This is a genomic window from Streptococcus sp. F0441 (genome assembly GCF_000314775.2).
Lineage (GTDB): Bacteria > Bacillota > Bacilli > Lactobacillales > Streptococcaceae > Streptococcus.
Genome location: NZ_KB373321.1, coordinates 1614138 through 1631731, shown reverse-complemented (window position 1 = coordinate 1631731; position 17594 = coordinate 1614138). Strand labels below are relative to the sequence as shown.

The window sequence follows — 17594 nt, the reverse complement described above, 5'->3', positions numbered from 1 at the left end:
ATGTCGACTAAGGATGGAAATCTTGTGTATAGACAGTTCAGTAGATATATAATAGAGCGTTGCGTCCGAAAGTCTATCCAGACACGGCTCTTTAAAAACAAAAGGAGAAGATTATGAAAACAGAACCGATTCATCGTACCAGTATGTGGAAATTTAAGTTAAGTGCTGCCACCATGACTTTGATTCCCGCTGCCGTGGGTATTAACTATGTTGCCAAAGCCTTGGCGGAGGGGTTAAAGTTGCCCGTTTGGCTGGGGTCTTTGGGAACCTTTCTTACCAGCATGTTGGCTGGGCCGGTTGCCGGTGCCATTAGTGGTTTCATCAACAACGTAATCTATGGGCTGACCTTATCGCCAATTTCAACCGTGTATGCGATTACCAGCATCGGAATTGGGATTGCTGTCGGAGTTTTGCACGCCAATGGGTGGTTCTCGTCAGCGCGACGAGTATTTGTTTCTGCTATTATTATTGCCATCGTTTCAGCTGTCATTTCAACGCCGCTCAATGTCATCTTTTGGGGTGGTCAGACCGGTATCGCTTGGGGTGACTCATTGTTTGCGGTAATGGTCGCCAATCATGCACCAGTGTGGCTGGCCTCATTTACCGATGAGTTTGTCTTGGATATTTTGGATAAAGTCTGCGTGGCCTACCTGGCATTCTTCATCTATCGTCAGCTGCCGAAGCGGATGGTGCACTTCTTTAGCGATGATAAATGATGACTGATAAAACATTGATTTCTGGAGCGCCACGGGTCAAGCTCAAGTGGTACCAGGTGATCGATCCGATTACTAAGCTCTTGTTCATCTTGGACATGACGTTGTTGAGCTTTGCCAGTATGAATTTATTGCTTCAGGCCGGATTAATTCTTGTCGCAACACTGCTATTGTTATTTTCCAAATTGAGTTCTACCACCTTTAAGGCGCTGGGATTCAGCCTGTTTCTGATTTGCACCATGCTGATCATCCAAGGGTTATTTTACAGTCGGAATCAAACTGTGCTGTTTTCTGTGCTTGGGGTGTCGTTCTACAAAGAAGGCCTGATTTACGCCACCACTCTGGGTTGTCGAGTATTGGTGATTATTTTGACCAGTGGCTTTTTTATGGTGACCACGAGTATTTCAGAAAACGCGGCCTATTTGGAACTGTCCGGATTGTCTTATAAAACCGTCTACGTTCTGATGTCGGTGTGTTATATTTTGCCGGAAATGATGCGCAATATGCGGAAAATCCAGCAGGCACAAAAAGTTCGCGGAACCAATCCGCAAAAAACGTTGATTCAGAAATTAAAGTCAGTCCTGCCGGTTCTAATTCCATTGGTGATTAAGACCTTGGATCAATCGATGACGCGGTCGATTTCTCTCCAACTGAGAGGTTTTGATAATCTCAACCGGACTGTCAGAACCTCCCAGCGCGTGTATCGCCTGTCGCGGACGCTGCACATTGGTCTGACTGGATTGGCAATTTTATTGATTGGGTGGAAGATATGGACGAAGATAAACGGATTGTAATTGAAAATTTGACCACCCGTTATCCGGGTACTGAGCAACCACAACTGCGTCAGATTAACGCGGAGGTTCATACTGGCCAGGTGGTTGGGATTATCGGGAATAGCCACTCCGGCAAATCGACTTTGTGCCGTGTGCTGGCAGGGGTCATTCCCAAAATTGTGTCTGCTGAGATTGAGGGCGATTGGCACATGTTTGGCCAGCGAGTGTCCGACAATTGGCCCGTTTATAATGCCATGAATGGAGTTGTACTGCAAAATCCAGCTGGCCAACTAAGCGGGTTGGCAGACACGGTTGCCGATGAAATCGCCTTTGACTTGATTAATCAGGGAATGGCTGAAGGACTGATTCAAAAACGGGTTGAAGAAGTTGCCACGCAAATGGGGCTGATTGAACAGCTGAATTTGCGTCCCGAGAGCCTTTCCGGTGGTCAGATCCAGCGGTTGGCAATTGCCACGGCGATTGTGGCTAATCCGGCTGTTTTGATTATGGATGATCCGACCAGTGAGATGGATCCCCTTGGCCGCCGGCAATTTTTCCAATGGCTGGCCCAAGTCAAAGAGACGACTGTCTTCATTGTCACCAGTGAAATTGACGATTTGTGCGAAGTCGCTGACGTTGTGTGGGTGCTGCACGAGGGTCAAATGGTAGCCCAGGGCAGGCCGGGTGAGGTGTTTAATCATTTGGCAGCTGACTGGCAGATTCCAGCCCCGACAATCCAGCAACTTGCTCAAAAAATGGATTGGCACTTGGCTGATGGCCGGTATCCGGTGAATTACGCTGATCTGAAGGAGATTCGTTATGTCCACAATTGAACTGAGCCACCTGACGTTCACTTATCCGGAACGGTCCTTTAGCTTGGATGTTGAAGACAAACACTTCGCCGATCCGATGGTGGCGATTGTCGGCCAAAATGGTGCCGGCAAATCAACGCTCTTCAAATTGTTGACGGGCTTGCTGACACCACAAACCGGTGTGATTAAGATCGATGGAGAAAATTTTAATGATCTTAAACCAGTCGAAAAGTTACTGAAGGTTGGGATTACTTTTCAGAATCCTGACGATCAGCTTTTCAACCCGACCGTTCAACGAGAGGTGGAGTGGAATGTCGCGCAGGTCATGGATGACCACGACACGATTACGAGGCGGGCTTTAGCGGCTCTAAAAAGAGTTGGCTTGGATGATAAAACAGCTGAAAGTCCATATGACCTGTCATTGTCGGAACGCAAGCTGTTGAGCGTTGCCACAGTTTTGGCAGTGGATCCGGCGATTTATTTATTTGATGAGCCGATGATGTCGCTTGATTGGGAAAGCCGGCGCAAGTTGACCGCAATTTTCCATCAGTTGGCTGATTCGGGCCACCAAGTTGTGACCATCACCCATGACATGGATTGGGTCGCCGCCGAGTTTGAGTCGGTGTATGTTATGGAACACGGGAAGTTTGGCTTCGCCGGCAGTCCACGGGAATTGTTCAGCAATCACGAACTTGTCCAGCGAGTGGGATTACTACCACCGCGGATTATGGACATAGCGGAGTCGCTGGGTGATTCACAGACATATTTATCGGTTAATGATTATTGCCAGAAAAATCGAGATGTATAGAAAAAGTCACCTCTGCGGGTTTTCCAGGTTGAAGGATTAACTTCAGCTTCTGGCAAGAACTCACATGGGTGACTTTTGTGTTTAATAACGTTTCATGATCATCGGGTGCTTCCTCAGATCACTCGGTTTGATTTTACTTTGTTTCATGGTCATAATCATATACCATTTCTTTTGGATTTTTTGTTTGACTAATACAAAATAGGTCTTCATAGGTCTTCGCATTTTTAGCGCCCATTAGGATCATCAGTATAATTTTCTGAATTAGGAGACTGTCCCATCACTATTCGAACTTCGTCTCCCAACTTACGCTGTTCCCATTCATCCGTGAATTCTTTAAATCGCAATTCTGGAACTTTCTTTTTAACTGAATCATCTATTTTCGCCATAGTCCCCACCATTTTATTGGTTTTTCTTGTTCTTCTATCCTTTTTTGATTTTTGATTTATTCCTGCAAATTTTCCAACTTCTCTTTAAGAGCGTTCACTTCATCTTTATATTGATTGTCTAAGTGTTTGAATTCTGTTTCCTGTGAGGGCACTTTGAGGGCTTTTAAGTTATCATTTTCCGCCTTGTATTCTTCTAGCAACTTTTTATCTTGCAAGGCTAATCGTTGTTACTGGTCTAACAAATTAGTTAGTTTTTCTATTTGTTGGTCTTTGCTACTTATTTGTTGGTCTTTGGTATTTGATTTGCTACTACTTTCTACTTTACCTAAAATTATTTTTTCTGCTTTAGAATTTATTAGATTAGACCCATTGGAACTTTTAATCTGTAATTCTTTTGGTAACCTTTGGTAGTGATATTGAATATTTTGTTTTGTAACACTCAACTCATCCGCCAGCTCTTTGATCGTTTTTAAGTCTTCACTCATGGTTTAAGTCCTGCCTTTTAACCGTTGGTAGATATTGTTCAATGGCTTTTTTGAGGCAGCGTGCGATATTATGCTTAGAATATTCTTCACGTCTGCTGGCAACATAAGACAAGTGGTCTTTGACACTATTTAGCCCTCTTAATTCTTTCAGTTCGTCATAGAGGGGGTAAACATGGACTTGCAATCCTGCCATGATTTTTGTATCTTGCATTTCAAACGGACTTAGCAACATATTTTCTAGCAATAGCGTGGTGTACTTGCTTTTCATTGCTTCAATAGCTAGCTTATCTTCGGTTTCTGCTTTGCGTGCTTTATCTTCTTGATAGGCGGTATCTTCTAACTTATAGCTGTTATCGTCTACTCGACGTTTCTTTCGTAACCAGATATCCAATGTTAAACCGTCCGCATCAATCGCTCGATAGAGATCATGCCAACACCCCTTAATTTTGATATAGGTTTCATCCATTTTCCACGAATAGAAGGACTGTTTATTTTTCTTTTTCCAGAGATGATAGAGGATTTTACTGTATTCTTGAACCCACCGATAAATCGTAGTGTGACAAACATTTATTCCACGGTCATAAAGCAATTCCTGAACTTCACGATAGCTCAGATTGTAACGTAGGTAATAACCAACAGCGACAATGATGACGTCTTGTTGGAATTGTTTGCCTTTAAAATGATTCATCTCTCACAAGCCTTACTAACCTTTTTTCTGCTCTTTGAGAAGCTGAAGGTCGTGCTAGTAACTACCTATTTGGTTTGATTAATTCCATCATTTATCAGTCTATCGGAGCTAATCGTCCCTATCGTGATTCTATCACTGATGCGACCAATGGTGTAGGGCAAATCCTCATGACAGCTGTTTACCGTGAACAGTGGATATTCTGGGCTGCTACTAATGTCTTTTCAATCTATCTCTGGTGGGGAGAAAGCCTGCAAATCCAAGGGAAATACCTAATTTATCTCATCAATAGTCTAGTTGGGTGGTATCAGTGGAGCAAGGCAGCAAAAAGCGCTTAAAAAAGTAAAAAAAGGATCAGATGATCCTTTTTTTTGTGTTAGAGCAAAATGAATAATACCGTAATGACAATAGCACTCGTTATACGAATAATGTGGTGCGATATATGTTGATTTTCTTGCTGTCGCCCGTTCCAGTAGGCACCATAGCAGACGATACTCGAACCCACAATCCATAGTAGAATGGTTGCCAGTGGGACGAAGTAAAAGATAGCTAGAGCCAGAGAAGTGAGGCAACTGCCGACCAAGATGCACGTGTTTCCCAGACTGTAGTTCTTTTGTTTCATGGCTGAAAAAGCAGCAGCAAGGTGAAGAAGCGAGAAGGCGAGAGCTAGTACAATTGTTAGTATTCCTAGAATCATCGAAGTTAACATAGTTGGTTCCTTTCTGAGTTACAGGCTTAGTTATCAAGTGGAGTTGTAGAGGAGGTCATCTCTATTACATCAAGGTAAAATTTTACCACTTGGTCTTCGGTATAAGATTTTCCTTTTTTTAGCCACCAAGTTAGGGTCTCGATAAAGTTCGTCACAACAAAATGCTGGAGGTAGGAGGCAGGAATGTTTGGATAGGCCTCTTGCAAATCATCAGCTACCATGGGATAAACGTGGTGTTCGAGTTCCTTGTGTAGTTGGCGGAGGAAGTAGTCGTTTTTGGAAAAAAGGAGACTAGTGACACGGTCCTGGTTTTTCTGAAAATGTAAAAAGATATGTGCGAGGTAGTCTTCTGTAGTCAAGTGTTCTTCCCTTTCAAAGAGATGATGAAAGAGGTAGCGACAGAGCTCATCTAAAAGGAGTTCCTTACTTTCGTAATGACAGTAAAAAGTAGAACGTCCAACATCTGCTAGGTCAATGATATCCTGAACAGTAGTGGCATCATAGCCTTTGTCGTTTAAAAGTTGTAAAAAAGCTTGATAGATGGCTTTTTTAGTCTTGTTGACTCGACGGTCTCTTTTTGGCATATAGACACTTGATACAAACTGTTCAGAACTGAACATGGCTGACAGTTTGCTTCTATCCTTTCTTTGGATTTTATTAGATAATACAAATGAAAGAAGTATGTATATACCCATTATACCAAAGGAGGGAGAGAAATGAGTTCTAAAACATCTATCTGGTTAGCTTTTTTCTTAAATTTAAGCTATGCGATAGTCGAGTTTATCGCAGGAGGAATCTTTGGTTCAAGTGCAGTTCTTGCTGATTCTGTTCATGACTTAGGAGATGCTATAGCCATTGGCATATCAGCCCTTTTAGAAACAATCTCAAACCGAGAAGAAGATGGGCAGTACACCTTGGGTTACAAGCGTTTTAGCCTTCTAGGGGCCATTCTAACAGCTGTGATTCTTATGATAGGGTCTGTCCTAGTGATTTTGGAAAATGTCACAAAGATCGTTCACCCACAACCCGTTAATGAGGAAGGGATCCTCTGGCTGGGAATCATTGCAGTAGCTATCAATGTGCTAGCTAGTCTAGTAGTTCGTAAGGGCAAGACAAAGAACGAGTCAATTCTCAGTCTGCATTTTTTGGAAGATACTCTTGGTTGGTTGGCTGTCATTCTAATGGCGATTATCCTCCGATTTACAGATTGGTATATTCTTGATCCGCTCTTATCGCTTGTCATTTCCATCTTCATTCTAACAAAAGCCATTCCTCGCTTTTGGAGCGCACTCAAGATTTTCTTGGATGCTGTGCCAGAAGGAGTAGATATCAAACAAGTGAAGAAAGACTTGGAGCAATTAGACCATGTGGCCAGTGTTAATCAGCTCAATCTCTGGACTATGGATGGTTTGGAAAAAAATGCCATTGTTCATGTTTGCCTAGAAGAGATTGAACATATAGAGTATTGTAAAGAATCCATTCGTAATTTACTCAAAGATTATGGCTTTCAAAATGTTACCATTGAAGTTGATGCAAACCTAGCAAGTCACCAAACTCATAAGCGAAAAATTGAGGAGTTGGAAGTAGGTCAAAGTCATGGACATCATCATTCATAAGAAGTCGATTTTCTATTTGTTGATTATTTTTGATGAATTGTAAATGTAACATATTTACTCCATTATGAAATTGTGATAGACTACATATATCACTGAAAGGAGATAGGCGATGTTACAGCTACAACACATTTCAAAAGTCTATCATACGGGCGATCAAGAGTTCCATGCGCTAAAGGATATCTCGATTCGCTTCCGTGAGAATGAGTTTGTCTCCATTCTCGGACAATCGGGTTCTGGGAAAACCACCCTATTAAATATCATCGGGGGACTCGACCAATACACATCTGGTGATTTACTCATCCAAGGAAAATCAACAAAGCAATTTAAAGACCGCGATTGGGATAGCTACAGAAACCACACCATCGGTTTCATCTTTCAGTCTTATAATCTCATCGGGCACCAAACTGCACTCTCTAACGTAGAAATTGCAATGACTCTTTCGGGTGTTTCAAAAGCAGAACGTAAGAAACGTGCTATCGAAGTGCTCGAACGCGTAGGCCTAAAAGACCATTTATATAAGAAACCAAGTCAAATGTCTGGGGGACAAATGCAACGAATCGCGATTGCGCGTGCTCTTGTTAATGATCCAAAAGTCGTTTTAGCCGACGAACCGACAGGAGCGCTCGATTCTGAGACTTCTGTTCAAATCATGGATTTATTAAAAGACATCGCTAAGGAACGTTTGGTTATCATGGTGACGCATAACCCAGAGCTGGCACAGAAGTACTCCACACGCATCGTACAAGTATTAGATGGAAACATCTTGAGCGACTCAAATCCATGCGAACCAACAGAGGAGACAAAGCAAGTCGACATCCAGTTCACGAAGACGAAGATGAGCTTTATAACCGCTCTTGTACTTTCCTTTAATAACCTATTGACGAAGAAAGGTCGTACCTTACTAACAGCTTTTGCGGGTTCTATCGGGATTATCGGGATTGCTCTTATCTTAGCCCTTTCCAATGGTGTGAGTGACTACGTTAAAAAGGTGCAGGAAGATACCCTCGTCTCTCTTCCACTGACGATTAGCGAGCAGAACCAGAGTAACTTGTTGGCGACCTCTCCAGATTTGAGCGAGAAGCCTTACAAGGATAATCATGAGCTCGGTATCAATACGATTTTAACGAATTTATTGAAAAAACAAATCGGAAAGAACGACCTAGCTTCCTTCAAGACATACTTGGAGGAACACACTTCGAAGGTCGAATCTCTCACAAAAGACATTCGTTACCGATACAATTTACAACCGTTTATCTATGCAAGTGATACTTCCAACGGACCCAAAAGTATTCTGCCTTCAACCTTAGCTGATGAAGTAGAAACAGCGAATCAAACGATGAAGGGATACTTACAAAACCTCAACTACTGGAGTGAACTTTCTAGTGATTCTTCAATGCTAGAAAGCAAGTACGACGTGTTGGAAGGACGCTTCCCACAAGATAAGTCCGAGCTCGTCCTTATCGTAGATGAAAACAATCAAATTAGCGACTTGTTGCTCTATAGTTTGCGTATCAAAGATCCCAGTGAATTGAACGATACGAAGAAGCTCGACGAACTCTCTTCTCAAACGTATCAATATAGTGATTTTATAGGAAAAACTTTCAAAGCAGTTGTTAATACAAACCGTTTTGTGAAAGAAAATAACTTATGGGTCAATAAGATTGATAATGCTTCTTATATGAAAACTCAAATCGAGAATGGGATCGAACTTAAAATTGTGGGTGTCCTTCGCCAAAAAGATGGCACAAGTTCAGGAGTGAATGCTCCTTCAGGAGGAATCGCCTACACAAGCACCCTCATTGATTACACTTCCGAATACATTCAAAATAGTGATATCGTTAAGGAACAGGAATCCAATCAAAATCTAAATGTATTTACGGGTAAAGAATTTGCCAAAGATCCTAAACCATTCAGTTCGGAGAATTTAACCGAAGAAGAAAAAATTCAGTTGGCCAAAATGACGCCTGAAGAACAAGCGCAGTATGTCCAACAATATAACGACAATTCGGCTTCAACTTACGAGGAAAACCTCGCAAAAATGGGCGTCATCAACAAATCCAAACCAGCTGCCATTGAGCTCTACACCTCTTCGTTCCAACAAAAACAAGACTTAAAAGAGTTCATAAACGCCTATAACACAGCGAAAAAAGAAGCTGGAGAAGACGATAAGGTACTCGCTTATTCAGATGATATCCAAACTATCATGTCTTCAATTACGACATTGGTTGGCGTAGTGACAACAGTACTCGTTGGCTTTGTGGCCATCTCACTCATTGTATCTTCTATAATGATTTCGATTATCACGTACATTTCAGTTCTCGAACGTACAAAAGAAATCGGAATCCTACGTGCAATGGGGGCTTCGAAGAAAGATATTCGTCGTATCTTCACTGCTGAAACAGCCATTGAAGGATTGATCTCTGGGGTGCTCGGTATCGCGATTACCTTTCTTGCGACATTCCCAATCAATGCGATTGTTGCGAAAATGACAAATGTGGGAAATGTAGCGCAATTACCAATAGAAGTAGCTCTAATCCTTATCGGTATTTCGATTGTCCTTACCATGTTAGCCGGTCTAATCCCTTCACGCATCGCTGCTAAGAAAGACCCAGTCGAATCGCTTCGTAGCGAATAACAATTAAATCCCAAAAAGGTGGATAAAGGAATATTTCTTTATTCACTTTTTCTATTCATTCCGTGTACTTTCTCTCAGAGTCAGTCTAGTTCCCAGCATAGTCAGACTAGGAATTTTCCGACCGTGGAGAACTTCTTTATTAAGAATATCCATGCCTGCTCGGCCCATTTCCTCGGTATAGACAGTGATGCTTGAAAGAGGAGGATAGACCTGCTTGGTCAGGCTAGTGTCGTTAAAAGAAATGAGGCTGACGCGGTCTGGTAGGCTAATTCCAGCTTCTTGAAGGGCACGGAGGGCGCCGATGGCTAAACTATCGCTAGCAGCGAAAAAGGCTGGTGGGAGTTGTTCTCCTAGCTTGTGAATGACCTCCTTCATCAAGTCATAGCCAGACTGGGCAGTAAAGCTCCCCTGAAAGACCAGTTCTTCATGGTAGATACCATTTGCTTGGGTAATGTCTTTGAAATTTTCTAGCCGCTTATCCTGGATAATTTCTTCCTGGTCGGTTGTTTCTTCGAGACCTGTTAGAATCCCGATACGGTCCATCCCTTGGCTGAGGAAATGGTCTACAACTTGTTTCACAGCAGTGTAAAAGTCAGTGATAATACAGGTATGACCTAGTGAGAGGGTATCGCTGTCTATAAAGACCAAGGGTTTTTGGTATTCTTCAAAGGCAGAAATCTGAGCTCGGCTAAATTTTCCGATGCAGAGAATGCCAATCACTTCCTCGCTCAGTGTAAAAGGATGGTCATTAAAATAGCGCAAGATGTCATAGTCCAACTCTTGGGCTCTTTTTTCAATACCGAGACGAATCTGGTAGTAGTAGAGGTCGTCCAACTCCCCTTGTTCGCTGACCCATTGGATAATGGCAATCTTTTGCTTGGGTTTGTGGGATTCGCCTGTCTTGAGGTGCTTAGTATAGCCCAGCTCTTCAGCGACAGTTAAAATACGGTGTCTGGTTTCTTCTGTAACAGATAGACTCTGGTCGCGATTGAGGACACGAGATACGGTCGCGATAGAGACAGAGGCTAGCTGTGCAATGTCTTTTAAAGTAGCCATAAATCCTCCTCCTTTTAGGTTAGTATATCATATTTTTCTTCTTTTTACCGATAGTTTAGTAAAAGTTTAGTAAAAAGGATTGACCTTAGCAAATCCCTTGGATACAATAGAAGAAAACGATTACACGTTAAGGTGACTTAACGGACAATCAAAGGAGAATTTATATGACACAAGATCTTACTACTGAAGCCCTTCGCAAAGACTTTCTTGCCGTTTTTGGTCAAGAAGCAGACCAAACTTTCTTTTCACCAGGTCGTATCAATTTGATTGGTGAACACACAGACTACAACGGTGGGCACGTTTTTCCAGCTGCTATTTCCTTGGGAACCTATGGAGCGGCTCGCAAGCGTGACGACCAAGTCTTGCGTTTCTACTCAGCCAACTTTGAGGACAAGGGTATTATCGAAGTTCCTCTTGCTGACCTCAAATTTGAAAAAGAGCACAGCTGGACCAACTATCCAAAAGGGGTCCTTCATTTCTTGCAAGAAGCTGGGCACGTGATTGACAAAGGGTTTGATTTTTATGTTTATGGAAATATCCCAAATGGTGCAGGCTTGTCATCATCAGCATCCTTGGAACTTTTGACAGGGGTTGTGGCAGAGCATCTCTTTGGTTTAAAACTAGACCGTTTGGATTTGGTTAAAATCGGAAAACAAACAGAAAATAACTTTATAGGAGTCAACTCTGGTATCATGGACCAGTTTGCTATCGGTATGGGGGCAGACCAACGCGCCATTTACCTAGATACCAATACGTTAGAATACGACTTGGTGCCGCTTGATTTGAAGGACAATGTTGTTGTCATCATGAACACCAACAAACGCCGTGAATTGGCAGATTCTAAATACAATGAACGCCGTGCTGAGTGTGAAAAAGCCGTGGAAGAATTGCAAGTTGCCTTGGATATTCAGACCTTGGGTGAATTGGATGAGTGGACCTTTGACCAATACAACTATCTGATTAAAGACGAAAATCGTTTAAAACGTGCTCGCCATGCTGTGCTTGAAAACCAACGTACCCTCAAAGCACAAGCAGCTCTTCAAGCAGGTGATTTGGAAACATTTGGTCGCTTGATGAATGCATCTCATGTTTCTCTTGAGCATGACTATGAAGTGACTGGATTGGAATTGGATACCCTTGTTCACACAGCTTGGGCTCAGGAAGGTGTTCTTGGTGCTCGTATGACAGGGGCAGGATTTGGCGGATGTGCCATTGCCTTAGTGCAAAAAGATGTTGTTGAGGCCTTTAAGGAAGCTGTTGGCAAGCACTACGAGGAAGTCGTTGGATACGCTCCAAGCTTCTATATCGCTGAAGTTGCAGGTGGCACTCGCGTTGTAGACTAGGAGAGAAGTAAATGGACGCTGTAATATTTGATTTAGATGGCTTATTAGCTGATACTGAGATCATTTCTCTAAAAGTTTATCAAGAATTGCTTAAAGATTTTGGAATTCCTTTCACAGAAGAAACATATTCTAGAGAATACAGTGGACATAGGGAAGAGGAGAATGTTCAACGATTTTTAGATACCTATGATTTACCTTGGAACTTTGACCAAACCTTGGAAAAAGTTTATGAACTGGAAGCTCGAATATTGGTCAAAGGTGTAAATTTAAAAAAAGGTGCTAAAAATTTGCTTGCTTTTTTGCAAAGAGAAGGTATTCCAATCGCTCTAGCAACTTCAAGTGTTGAATCTAGAGCTAGAATGATTTTGGATAGTAATGGGATACTGTCCCTATTTGACCATCTAGTTTTTGCAAAAGATGTAAAGCGAAGCAAACCTTACCCTGATATATATTTAAAGGCCTGTAGTGATTTGAATGTTTTACCAGAGAATTGCTTAGTATTAGAGGATAGTGAAGCAGGGATTGAAGCAGCGTATAGAGCTGGGATACCAGTTATTTGTATTCCAGACTTAAAATGCCCAGCACAGTCTTTCTTAAATAAAACAGAACAAGTTTTTCAGGATTTAGATGCTGTCAGAGACTATTTAGAAAGTAAGAAGGAGAATCAATGAGTCAAGGAGTTCTAGATGCATTTATCACGGAAGTCATTGCTGAAAGTTCATTTGAGGAAATGGATCGAATCTACCTAACCAATCGTGTCTTGGCACGAGTAGGAGATGGTGTTTTGGAAGTTGAGACTGATCTGGATGACTTGATTGACCTCAAGGACCAGTTGGTCGAGGAGGCGGTTCGATTAGAGACGATTGAGGATAGTCAGGCTGCGCGTGAAATCCTTGGTGCTGAACTGATGGACTTGGTAACCCCTTGTCCAAGTCAGGTTAATCGTGACTTTTGGACAACCTACGCCCAATCTCCCGAACAGGCAATTGCAGATTTTTACCAGCTTAGCCAGAAAAATGACTACATCAAGCTCAAGGCCATTGCTAAAAATATTGCTTATCGTGTACCGTCTGATTACGGAGAGCTTGAGATTACCATCAACCTCTCTAAGCCTGAAAAGGATCCAAAGGAGATTGCGGCAGCCAAGTTGGTGCAAGCTAGCAATTATCCCCAGTGTCAGCTTTGTCTAGAGAATGAGGGCTATCATGGTCGGGTCAACCACCCAGCTCGCAGCAATCACCGCATTATCCGTTTTGAAATGGTGGGTCAGGAGTGGGGATTCCAGTATTCGCCCTATGCTTATTTTAATGAGCACTGTATTTTCTTAGATGGGCAGCATCGTCCCATGGCGATTAGTCGGCAGAGCTTTGAGCGTTTGTTGGCTATCGTAGAGCAGTTTCCAGGCTATTTTGCAGGCTCTAATGCGGACCTACCAATCGTCGGTGGTTCTATTTTAACCCATGACCACTATCAGGGAGGGCGTCATGTTTTTCCTATGGAATTGGCTCCTCTGCAAAAGACCTTCCGATTTACTGGTTTTGAGCAGGTCATGGCTGGGATTGTCAAGTGGCCAATGTCAGTGCTACGTTTGACCTCGGATTCTAAAGAGGATTTGATTAACTTGGCTGATAAGATTTTACAGGAATGGCGGCAATATTCAGATCCTGAAGTGCAGATTTTAGCAGAGACAGACGGGAGACCGCATCACACTATCACACCGATTGCGCGTAAGCGTGATGGACAGTTTGAGTTGGACTTAGTCTTGCGGGACAATCAGACATCGCCAGAGCATCCGGATGGCATCTATCATCCCCACAAGGATGTCCAACATATCAAGAAGGAAAATATCGGCTTGATTGAGGTCATGGGCTTGGCTATTTTGCCACCACGCCTGAAAGCAGAAGTGGAGCAAGTCGCCAGCTATCTTGTAGGCGATGATGAAGCAGTTGCCTCTTATCATCAGGAATGGGCAGACCAGCTCAAAGATCAACATCCGGACCTAGCGGATAAAGAAAAAGCCCTTGAAATCGTCAAGGACTCTGTGGGTGCTATCTTTGCGCGCGTTCTAGAGGATGCAGGAGTTTACAAGCAGACGGAGCAAGGACAGGCAGCCTTTATGCGCTTTGTAGAACAAGTCGAAATTTTACCAGACTAGTGAATAATTCTTGCCTAGTCTTGTAAAAAGTAGTAGTATGATATAGTGTTTGAAATTTAGGAGGAAAATATGAAAGATTTTCATTTTGACGCTATATCAGCTTTTGAAAATTATGAAATTAAAGAGATGAAAGATGGCCACGTTGAGGTGACGACCAAAGTAGTGGACTCATCGCTCAACTACTATGGCAATGCCCATGGTGGCTATCTCTTTACCCTCTGTGATCAGATTAGTGGATTGGTGCTCATCTCGCTAGGACTAGACGTAGTGACGCTCCAATCCTCCATCAACTACCTCAAGGCAGGAAAACGCGACGATGTGCTAACCATTAAAGGAGAATGTGTCCATCAAGGCCGTACAACCTGTGTCGTGGATGTAGTTATCAGCAATCAAGATGGCAAAAATGTCTGTAAGGCAACCTTTACTATGTTTGTCACAGGTCAGCGGTCGGATGAGAGACAGGTAAGGATATAGAAAAAAGAGGTTCGCACCTCTTTTTTTATCTTTGAGTAGGTTAGTCTATTTTTTTAATAAAATCACCAATTTTTCTAACAATTTCTGTTACCAATGCATTTCCCATAAAGAACATTCTCATTTTATCAGAAACATCTACAATAGATCCATCTGCCAATTTCTTTTTAGCTGTCCAATTATCTGGAAAATCTTGAAGCCGTTCTGCTTCAACTGGAGTTATAAGACGGTATTTATCATTAACTTTAAGAAAATGGGTTGAACGATTTACGGTACCTTCAGAAGTTAACATTGTACGACCAGGTAAATTTAAATCGTCATAAGGAGCCATACCTCCCTCGGAATAAATATAAGTATGTCCATCTGCAGAAGTACGTTCTATTCGTTTAGGACCTCGCAGGAATTGAAATTTTTCCAATTTTGCTGAATCTGTAATGAAATATTTATCAGGGACATCCTTTTCATCTTGAAGAATTTCACCTAATGTAATTGGTTTTTCATTAAAGTTAGATTCTGTATCAATAGAGTAGTATTTTCCATATCTCATGATACCTGTATTCCAGACAGTACCTGTAAAATTATCAGAAACTTCTACGATATCATCTCCAAGCTCATGAAAAACATGTCTATTTTTAACTGGTATGTTTTTAATTGGAAATTGAGTCGCGAATAAACCTGTTCTAAACAAATACTCATCATATTTATTTTCTTCAGCGACAGATTCATTGTTTTCATATTGTTCATCAACAGATTTAGCAAATTTGGTATCATTACGATAAACGAAGAAGAAGACTCGACGACGTCTTTGGCCACGTCCGTAATCAGCTGCGTTTATAACTCTCCATTCAACTGAATATCCTAAATTATTAAAGGCGGTTAACATGATTGCGAAGTCTCTTCCTCGTTGTTTAGAAGGGGCTTTTAGCAATCTATCAACGTTTTCAAGGATAAGATATTTAGGATTAATATTTTCAGTAGCACGAATGATTTCCCAAAATAGAACTCCTTTTTTTCCTTCGATGCCTTTTTCATTCTTTTTGCTTCTAGCGACAGAATAATCTTGGCAAGGAAACCCCCCTACAATCATATCTGCGTCCATTTTTGAAAATTGTTCGTCTGTAATATCAGAGATACTGATGTTAATATTTTTACTTTCAGGGAAGTGATAGTTGTAGACTTCAAATGCATCTTGAGATTTACGAGATGGTTCCCATTGGTTTGCCCACTTTGTTTCAAAGAATGTTTTATCAGCTTTTTCTAATCCTATTCGGAATCCCCCGACCCCAGCAAATAGTTCGAGAACTTTCATCTTTTCTCCTTAATTTTTTACAGTTTAATCCATTATATACTATTTTCAAAAATTGATCAAGTATTAATGTTTGCTTTAGTTTAATTTGATATAATGTAAAGACAGGAGAAGAAAATGAATCAAAATTTATTTAACTACAATGATGAAGATATCAATAGTGTTATTGAGTATACTCACCAACTATTGAATAGAAAATTTGCCGATGTCATGGAAGAATACAATCGCTCTCTCTATAAAACATACGAGGACTATAGTGAAGGACTAGTTTCTGAAGTAAATGATAAAAAGATTAGTATGAAGTCAAAAGGGCAATACGGAAATTATATTGAAAAATATTTTTTTGGTTACCAACCTAATAATGATTCGGAAGCTGATTTTGAAAAAATAGGAGTGGAGTTAAAAGTAACGCCTTTCAAGGTCAATAAAAATGGTACACTTAGTGCAAAAGAGCGTCTAGTATTGACGATTTTAAATTATATGGAGGAAAATCTAGAAGATTTTTACTCAACTCATTTATGGAAAAAATGTTCAAAAATTTTATTGCTTTTTTATAACGGTTTAATACCTAATCAGACAATGGAAGACTATGTCATTGAAAAAATCTTTTTGTATGAATGGTTTGAAGAGGATATGCCTGTTATCCTTGAAGATTATAAGAAGATTACTGATAAAATTAAAACTGGTAAAGCACATGAATTATCAGAATCAGATGGAAACTATTTGTCAACTTGTACAAAAGGAGCAGGTAAAGGAAAGGATTTGAGACAACAACCTTTCAGTAATGAATTAGCAAAACAAAGAGCTTGGGAATTAAAATCAAGTTATATGACTTATCTGATTAATCATAAAATATTTAATCAGTCAGATCAAGAAAGTGTTTTAACTAGTTTTAGAGGTGAAAAAAAATCATTTACTGAGGTTATTGCAGAGAAGATTCTCTCTTATAAAGGCTTTTCTGAACAAGAGTTATACGATAGATTTGAAGTGAATCCCAAAGCAAAGGGGAAGAATAGTACTCTGATTAGAAAAATTTTAGGTTTAACAGGGGATTTGGATAAGACCAAGGAATTTCAAAAAGCGAACATGAATTTGAGAGTTATTCGAGTAGATAAGAATAATTTACCTAAGGAAGACTCCCCGTTTAAAACGTATTGTTTCAAAGAACTAGCAGCAACAGATAGTTGGGAATCATCACATGTTTATAATGAAATTTATAATAAACGATTTCTCTTCGTTGTTTTTAAGGAAATTGAACCTAAGTTATTTGTATTAGATTCTATCAAGTTTTGGGGATTTCAGGATAGACAATTAGAAGAAATACAAAGAGTGTGGCAGGAAACTAGACAAATTATTTCTGACGGAGTTAAATTAACCCAAAATGGTAATAAAGTTTCAACCAATTTCCCTCAAAGTAAGATAAACAGAATCTTATTTACGAAATTACACGCTACAAATACTTATTATGAAATTGAAAAAGGAAAATTTGTTGGGAAAGGTTCATTATCTGATACGGATGAACTTCCAGATGGACGTAGAATTACAAAACACTCCTTTTGGATGCCTAAAAAGTTTATAAAAGAAATATTAGATGGAAATTGGGATTGATTGAATTTGTAATCAATTTTTGATAAATAAAAA

At 40.8% G+C, this 17594-nt stretch carries 17 protein-coding genes and 4 pseudogenes; 12 read left to right on the top strand and 9 right to left on the bottom strand.

Annotated features, from left to right (window positions below; translation table 11 throughout):
* The first annotated feature begins 113 nt into the window (after positions 1-113).
* The 4 genes from HMPREF9188_RS07925 to HMPREF9188_RS07910 are packed head-to-tail and all read left to right on the top strand — an operon-like array spanning position 114 to position 3106.
* Entirely contained in the window at positions 114-716 is a 603-nt protein-coding gene (locus HMPREF9188_RS07925) for a hypothetical protein (protein ID WP_000846130.1), read from the top strand.
* The gene (locus tag HMPREF9188_RS07920; RefSeq protein ID WP_000130448.1) at positions 716-1507 is read left to right on the top strand and encodes an energy-coupling factor transporter transmembrane component T; all 792 of its coding nucleotides are present in this window, start codon (positions 716-718) and stop codon (positions 1505-1507) included. Before HMPREF9188_RS07925 ends, HMPREF9188_RS07920 begins: the two co-directional genes overlap by 1 nt.
* On the top strand, positions 1483-2319 hold the full coding sequence (locus tag HMPREF9188_RS07915) for an ABC transporter ATP-binding protein (RefSeq protein ID WP_009730518.1): 837 nt from the start codon (positions 1483-1485) through the stop codon (positions 2317-2319). The genes HMPREF9188_RS07920 and HMPREF9188_RS07915 overlap by 25 nt, the downstream gene beginning before the upstream one ends.
* Complete coding sequence (locus HMPREF9188_RS07910; RefSeq protein WP_000103848.1) at positions 2306-3106, top strand: energy-coupling factor ABC transporter ATP-binding protein; 801 nt, start codon at positions 2306-2308, stop codon at positions 3104-3106. Before HMPREF9188_RS07915 ends, HMPREF9188_RS07910 begins: the two co-directional genes overlap by 14 nt.
* Positions 3107-3330: 224 nt before the next feature.
* On the opposite strand, the gene HMPREF9188_RS10505 is transcribed toward HMPREF9188_RS07910, so the two are convergent.
* The 5 genes and pseudogenes from HMPREF9188_RS10505 to HMPREF9188_RS10715 all read right to left on the bottom strand — a co-directional run.
* On the bottom strand, positions 3331-3492 hold the full coding sequence (locus tag HMPREF9188_RS10505; protein ID WP_009730517.1) for a hypothetical protein: 162 nt from the start codon (positions 3490-3492) through the stop codon (positions 3331-3333).
* A pseudogene (locus HMPREF9188_RS07900) lies at positions 3480-3707 on the bottom strand (DNA-binding protein). The gene HMPREF9188_RS10505 and the pseudogene HMPREF9188_RS07900 overlap by 13 nt, the downstream one beginning before the upstream one ends.
* A gap of 12 nt (positions 3708-3719) precedes the next feature.
* Positions 3720-3977, bottom strand: coding sequence for a hypothetical protein (locus HMPREF9188_RS07895; protein WP_009730516.1), 258 nt, complete (start codon positions 3975-3977; stop codon positions 3720-3722).
* Positions 3970-4290, bottom strand: a pseudogene (locus HMPREF9188_RS10720) (DNA replication protein); the annotation flags it as partial. The pseudogene HMPREF9188_RS10720 and the gene HMPREF9188_RS07895, both read right to left, overlap by 8 nt.
* 27 nt (positions 4291-4317) lie before the next feature.
* Positions 4318-4665 (bottom strand): annotated as a pseudogene (locus HMPREF9188_RS10715) (IS6 family transposase); the annotation flags it as partial.
* An 83-nt stretch (positions 4666-4748) separates the two neighbouring features.
* Between HMPREF9188_RS10715 and pnuC the strand changes: the two are divergent.
* Positions 4749-5000, top strand: a pseudogene (gene pnuC / locus HMPREF9188_RS07885) (nicotinamide riboside transporter PnuC); the annotation flags it as partial.
* 38 nt (positions 5001-5038) lie between these two features.
* Here the strand turns inward: pnuC and HMPREF9188_RS07880 are convergent.
* Positions 5039-5371 (bottom strand): hypothetical protein, encoded by a 333-nt coding sequence (locus tag HMPREF9188_RS07880; protein ID WP_009730514.1) that lies wholly within the window; start codon positions 5369-5371, stop codon positions 5039-5041.
* 26 nt (positions 5372-5397) lie between these two features.
* Positions 5398-5955 carry a TetR/AcrR family transcriptional regulator gene (locus tag HMPREF9188_RS07875; RefSeq protein WP_033588980.1) on the bottom strand — a complete coding sequence of 186 codons (558 nt, stop codon included), beginning with the start codon at positions 5953-5955 and terminating at the stop codon, positions 5398-5400.
* Positions 5956-6087: 132 nt separating this feature from the next.
* Here HMPREF9188_RS07875 and HMPREF9188_RS07870 point away from each other — a divergent pair, with 132 nt between their 5' ends.
* On the top strand, positions 6088-6987 hold the full coding sequence (locus HMPREF9188_RS07870) for a cation diffusion facilitator family transporter (protein WP_009730512.1): 900 nt from the start codon (positions 6088-6090) through the stop codon (positions 6985-6987).
* A 109-nt stretch (positions 6988-7096) separates the two neighbouring features.
* On the top strand, positions 7097-9622 hold the full coding sequence (locus HMPREF9188_RS07865; RefSeq protein WP_009730511.1) for an ABC transporter ATP-binding protein/permease: 2526 nt from the start codon (positions 7097-7099) through the stop codon (positions 9620-9622).
* A 51-nt stretch (positions 9623-9673) separates the two neighbouring features.
* Here HMPREF9188_RS07865 and galR read toward each other — a convergent pair whose 3' ends face one another.
* A complete protein-coding gene (gene galR, locus HMPREF9188_RS07860; RefSeq protein ID WP_009730510.1) occupies positions 9674-10678 on the bottom strand; it encodes a DNA-binding transcriptional regulator GalR in 1005 nt (334 codons plus the stop codon).
* 164 nt (positions 10679-10842) lie between these two features.
* Here galR and HMPREF9188_RS07855 point away from each other — a divergent pair, with 164 nt between their 5' ends.
* The 4 genes from HMPREF9188_RS07855 (at position 10843) to HMPREF9188_RS07840 (ending at position 14650) form a co-directional block, all read left to right on the top strand.
* Positions 10843-12021: a galactokinase gene (locus HMPREF9188_RS07855; protein ID WP_009730509.1), complete on the top strand. Its 1179-nt coding sequence runs from the start codon at positions 10843-10845 to the stop codon at positions 12019-12021.
* An 11-nt stretch (positions 12022-12032) separates the two neighbouring features.
* The gene (locus HMPREF9188_RS07850) at positions 12033-12692 is read left to right on the top strand and encodes an HAD family hydrolase (RefSeq protein WP_009730508.1); all 660 of its coding nucleotides are present in this window, start codon (positions 12033-12035) and stop codon (positions 12690-12692) included.
* Complete coding sequence (locus tag HMPREF9188_RS07845; RefSeq protein WP_009730507.1) at positions 12689-14176, top strand: UDP-glucose--hexose-1-phosphate uridylyltransferase; 1488 nt, start codon at positions 12689-12691, stop codon at positions 14174-14176. Before HMPREF9188_RS07850 ends, HMPREF9188_RS07845 begins: the two co-directional genes overlap by 4 nt.
* 69 nt (positions 14177-14245) lie before the next feature.
* Positions 14246-14650, top strand: a complete 405-nt coding sequence (locus HMPREF9188_RS07840; RefSeq protein ID WP_009730506.1) for a PaaI family thioesterase — start codon at positions 14246-14248, stop codon at positions 14648-14650.
* A 40-nt stretch (positions 14651-14690) separates the two neighbouring features.
* Here the strand turns inward: HMPREF9188_RS07840 and HMPREF9188_RS07835 are convergent, their stop codons facing one another.
* Positions 14691-15956, bottom strand: coding sequence for a DNA cytosine methyltransferase (locus HMPREF9188_RS07835; RefSeq protein WP_009730505.1), 1266 nt, complete (start codon positions 15954-15956; stop codon positions 14691-14693).
* A gap of 114 nt (positions 15957-16070) precedes the next feature.
* Here HMPREF9188_RS07835 and HMPREF9188_RS07830 point away from each other — a divergent pair, with 114 nt between their 5' ends.
* The gene (locus HMPREF9188_RS07830) at positions 16071-17561 is read left to right on the top strand and encodes a Sau3AI family type II restriction endonuclease (protein WP_009730504.1); all 1491 of its coding nucleotides are present in this window, start codon (positions 16071-16073) and stop codon (positions 17559-17561) included.
* Positions 17562-17594: the final 33 nt, after the last annotated feature.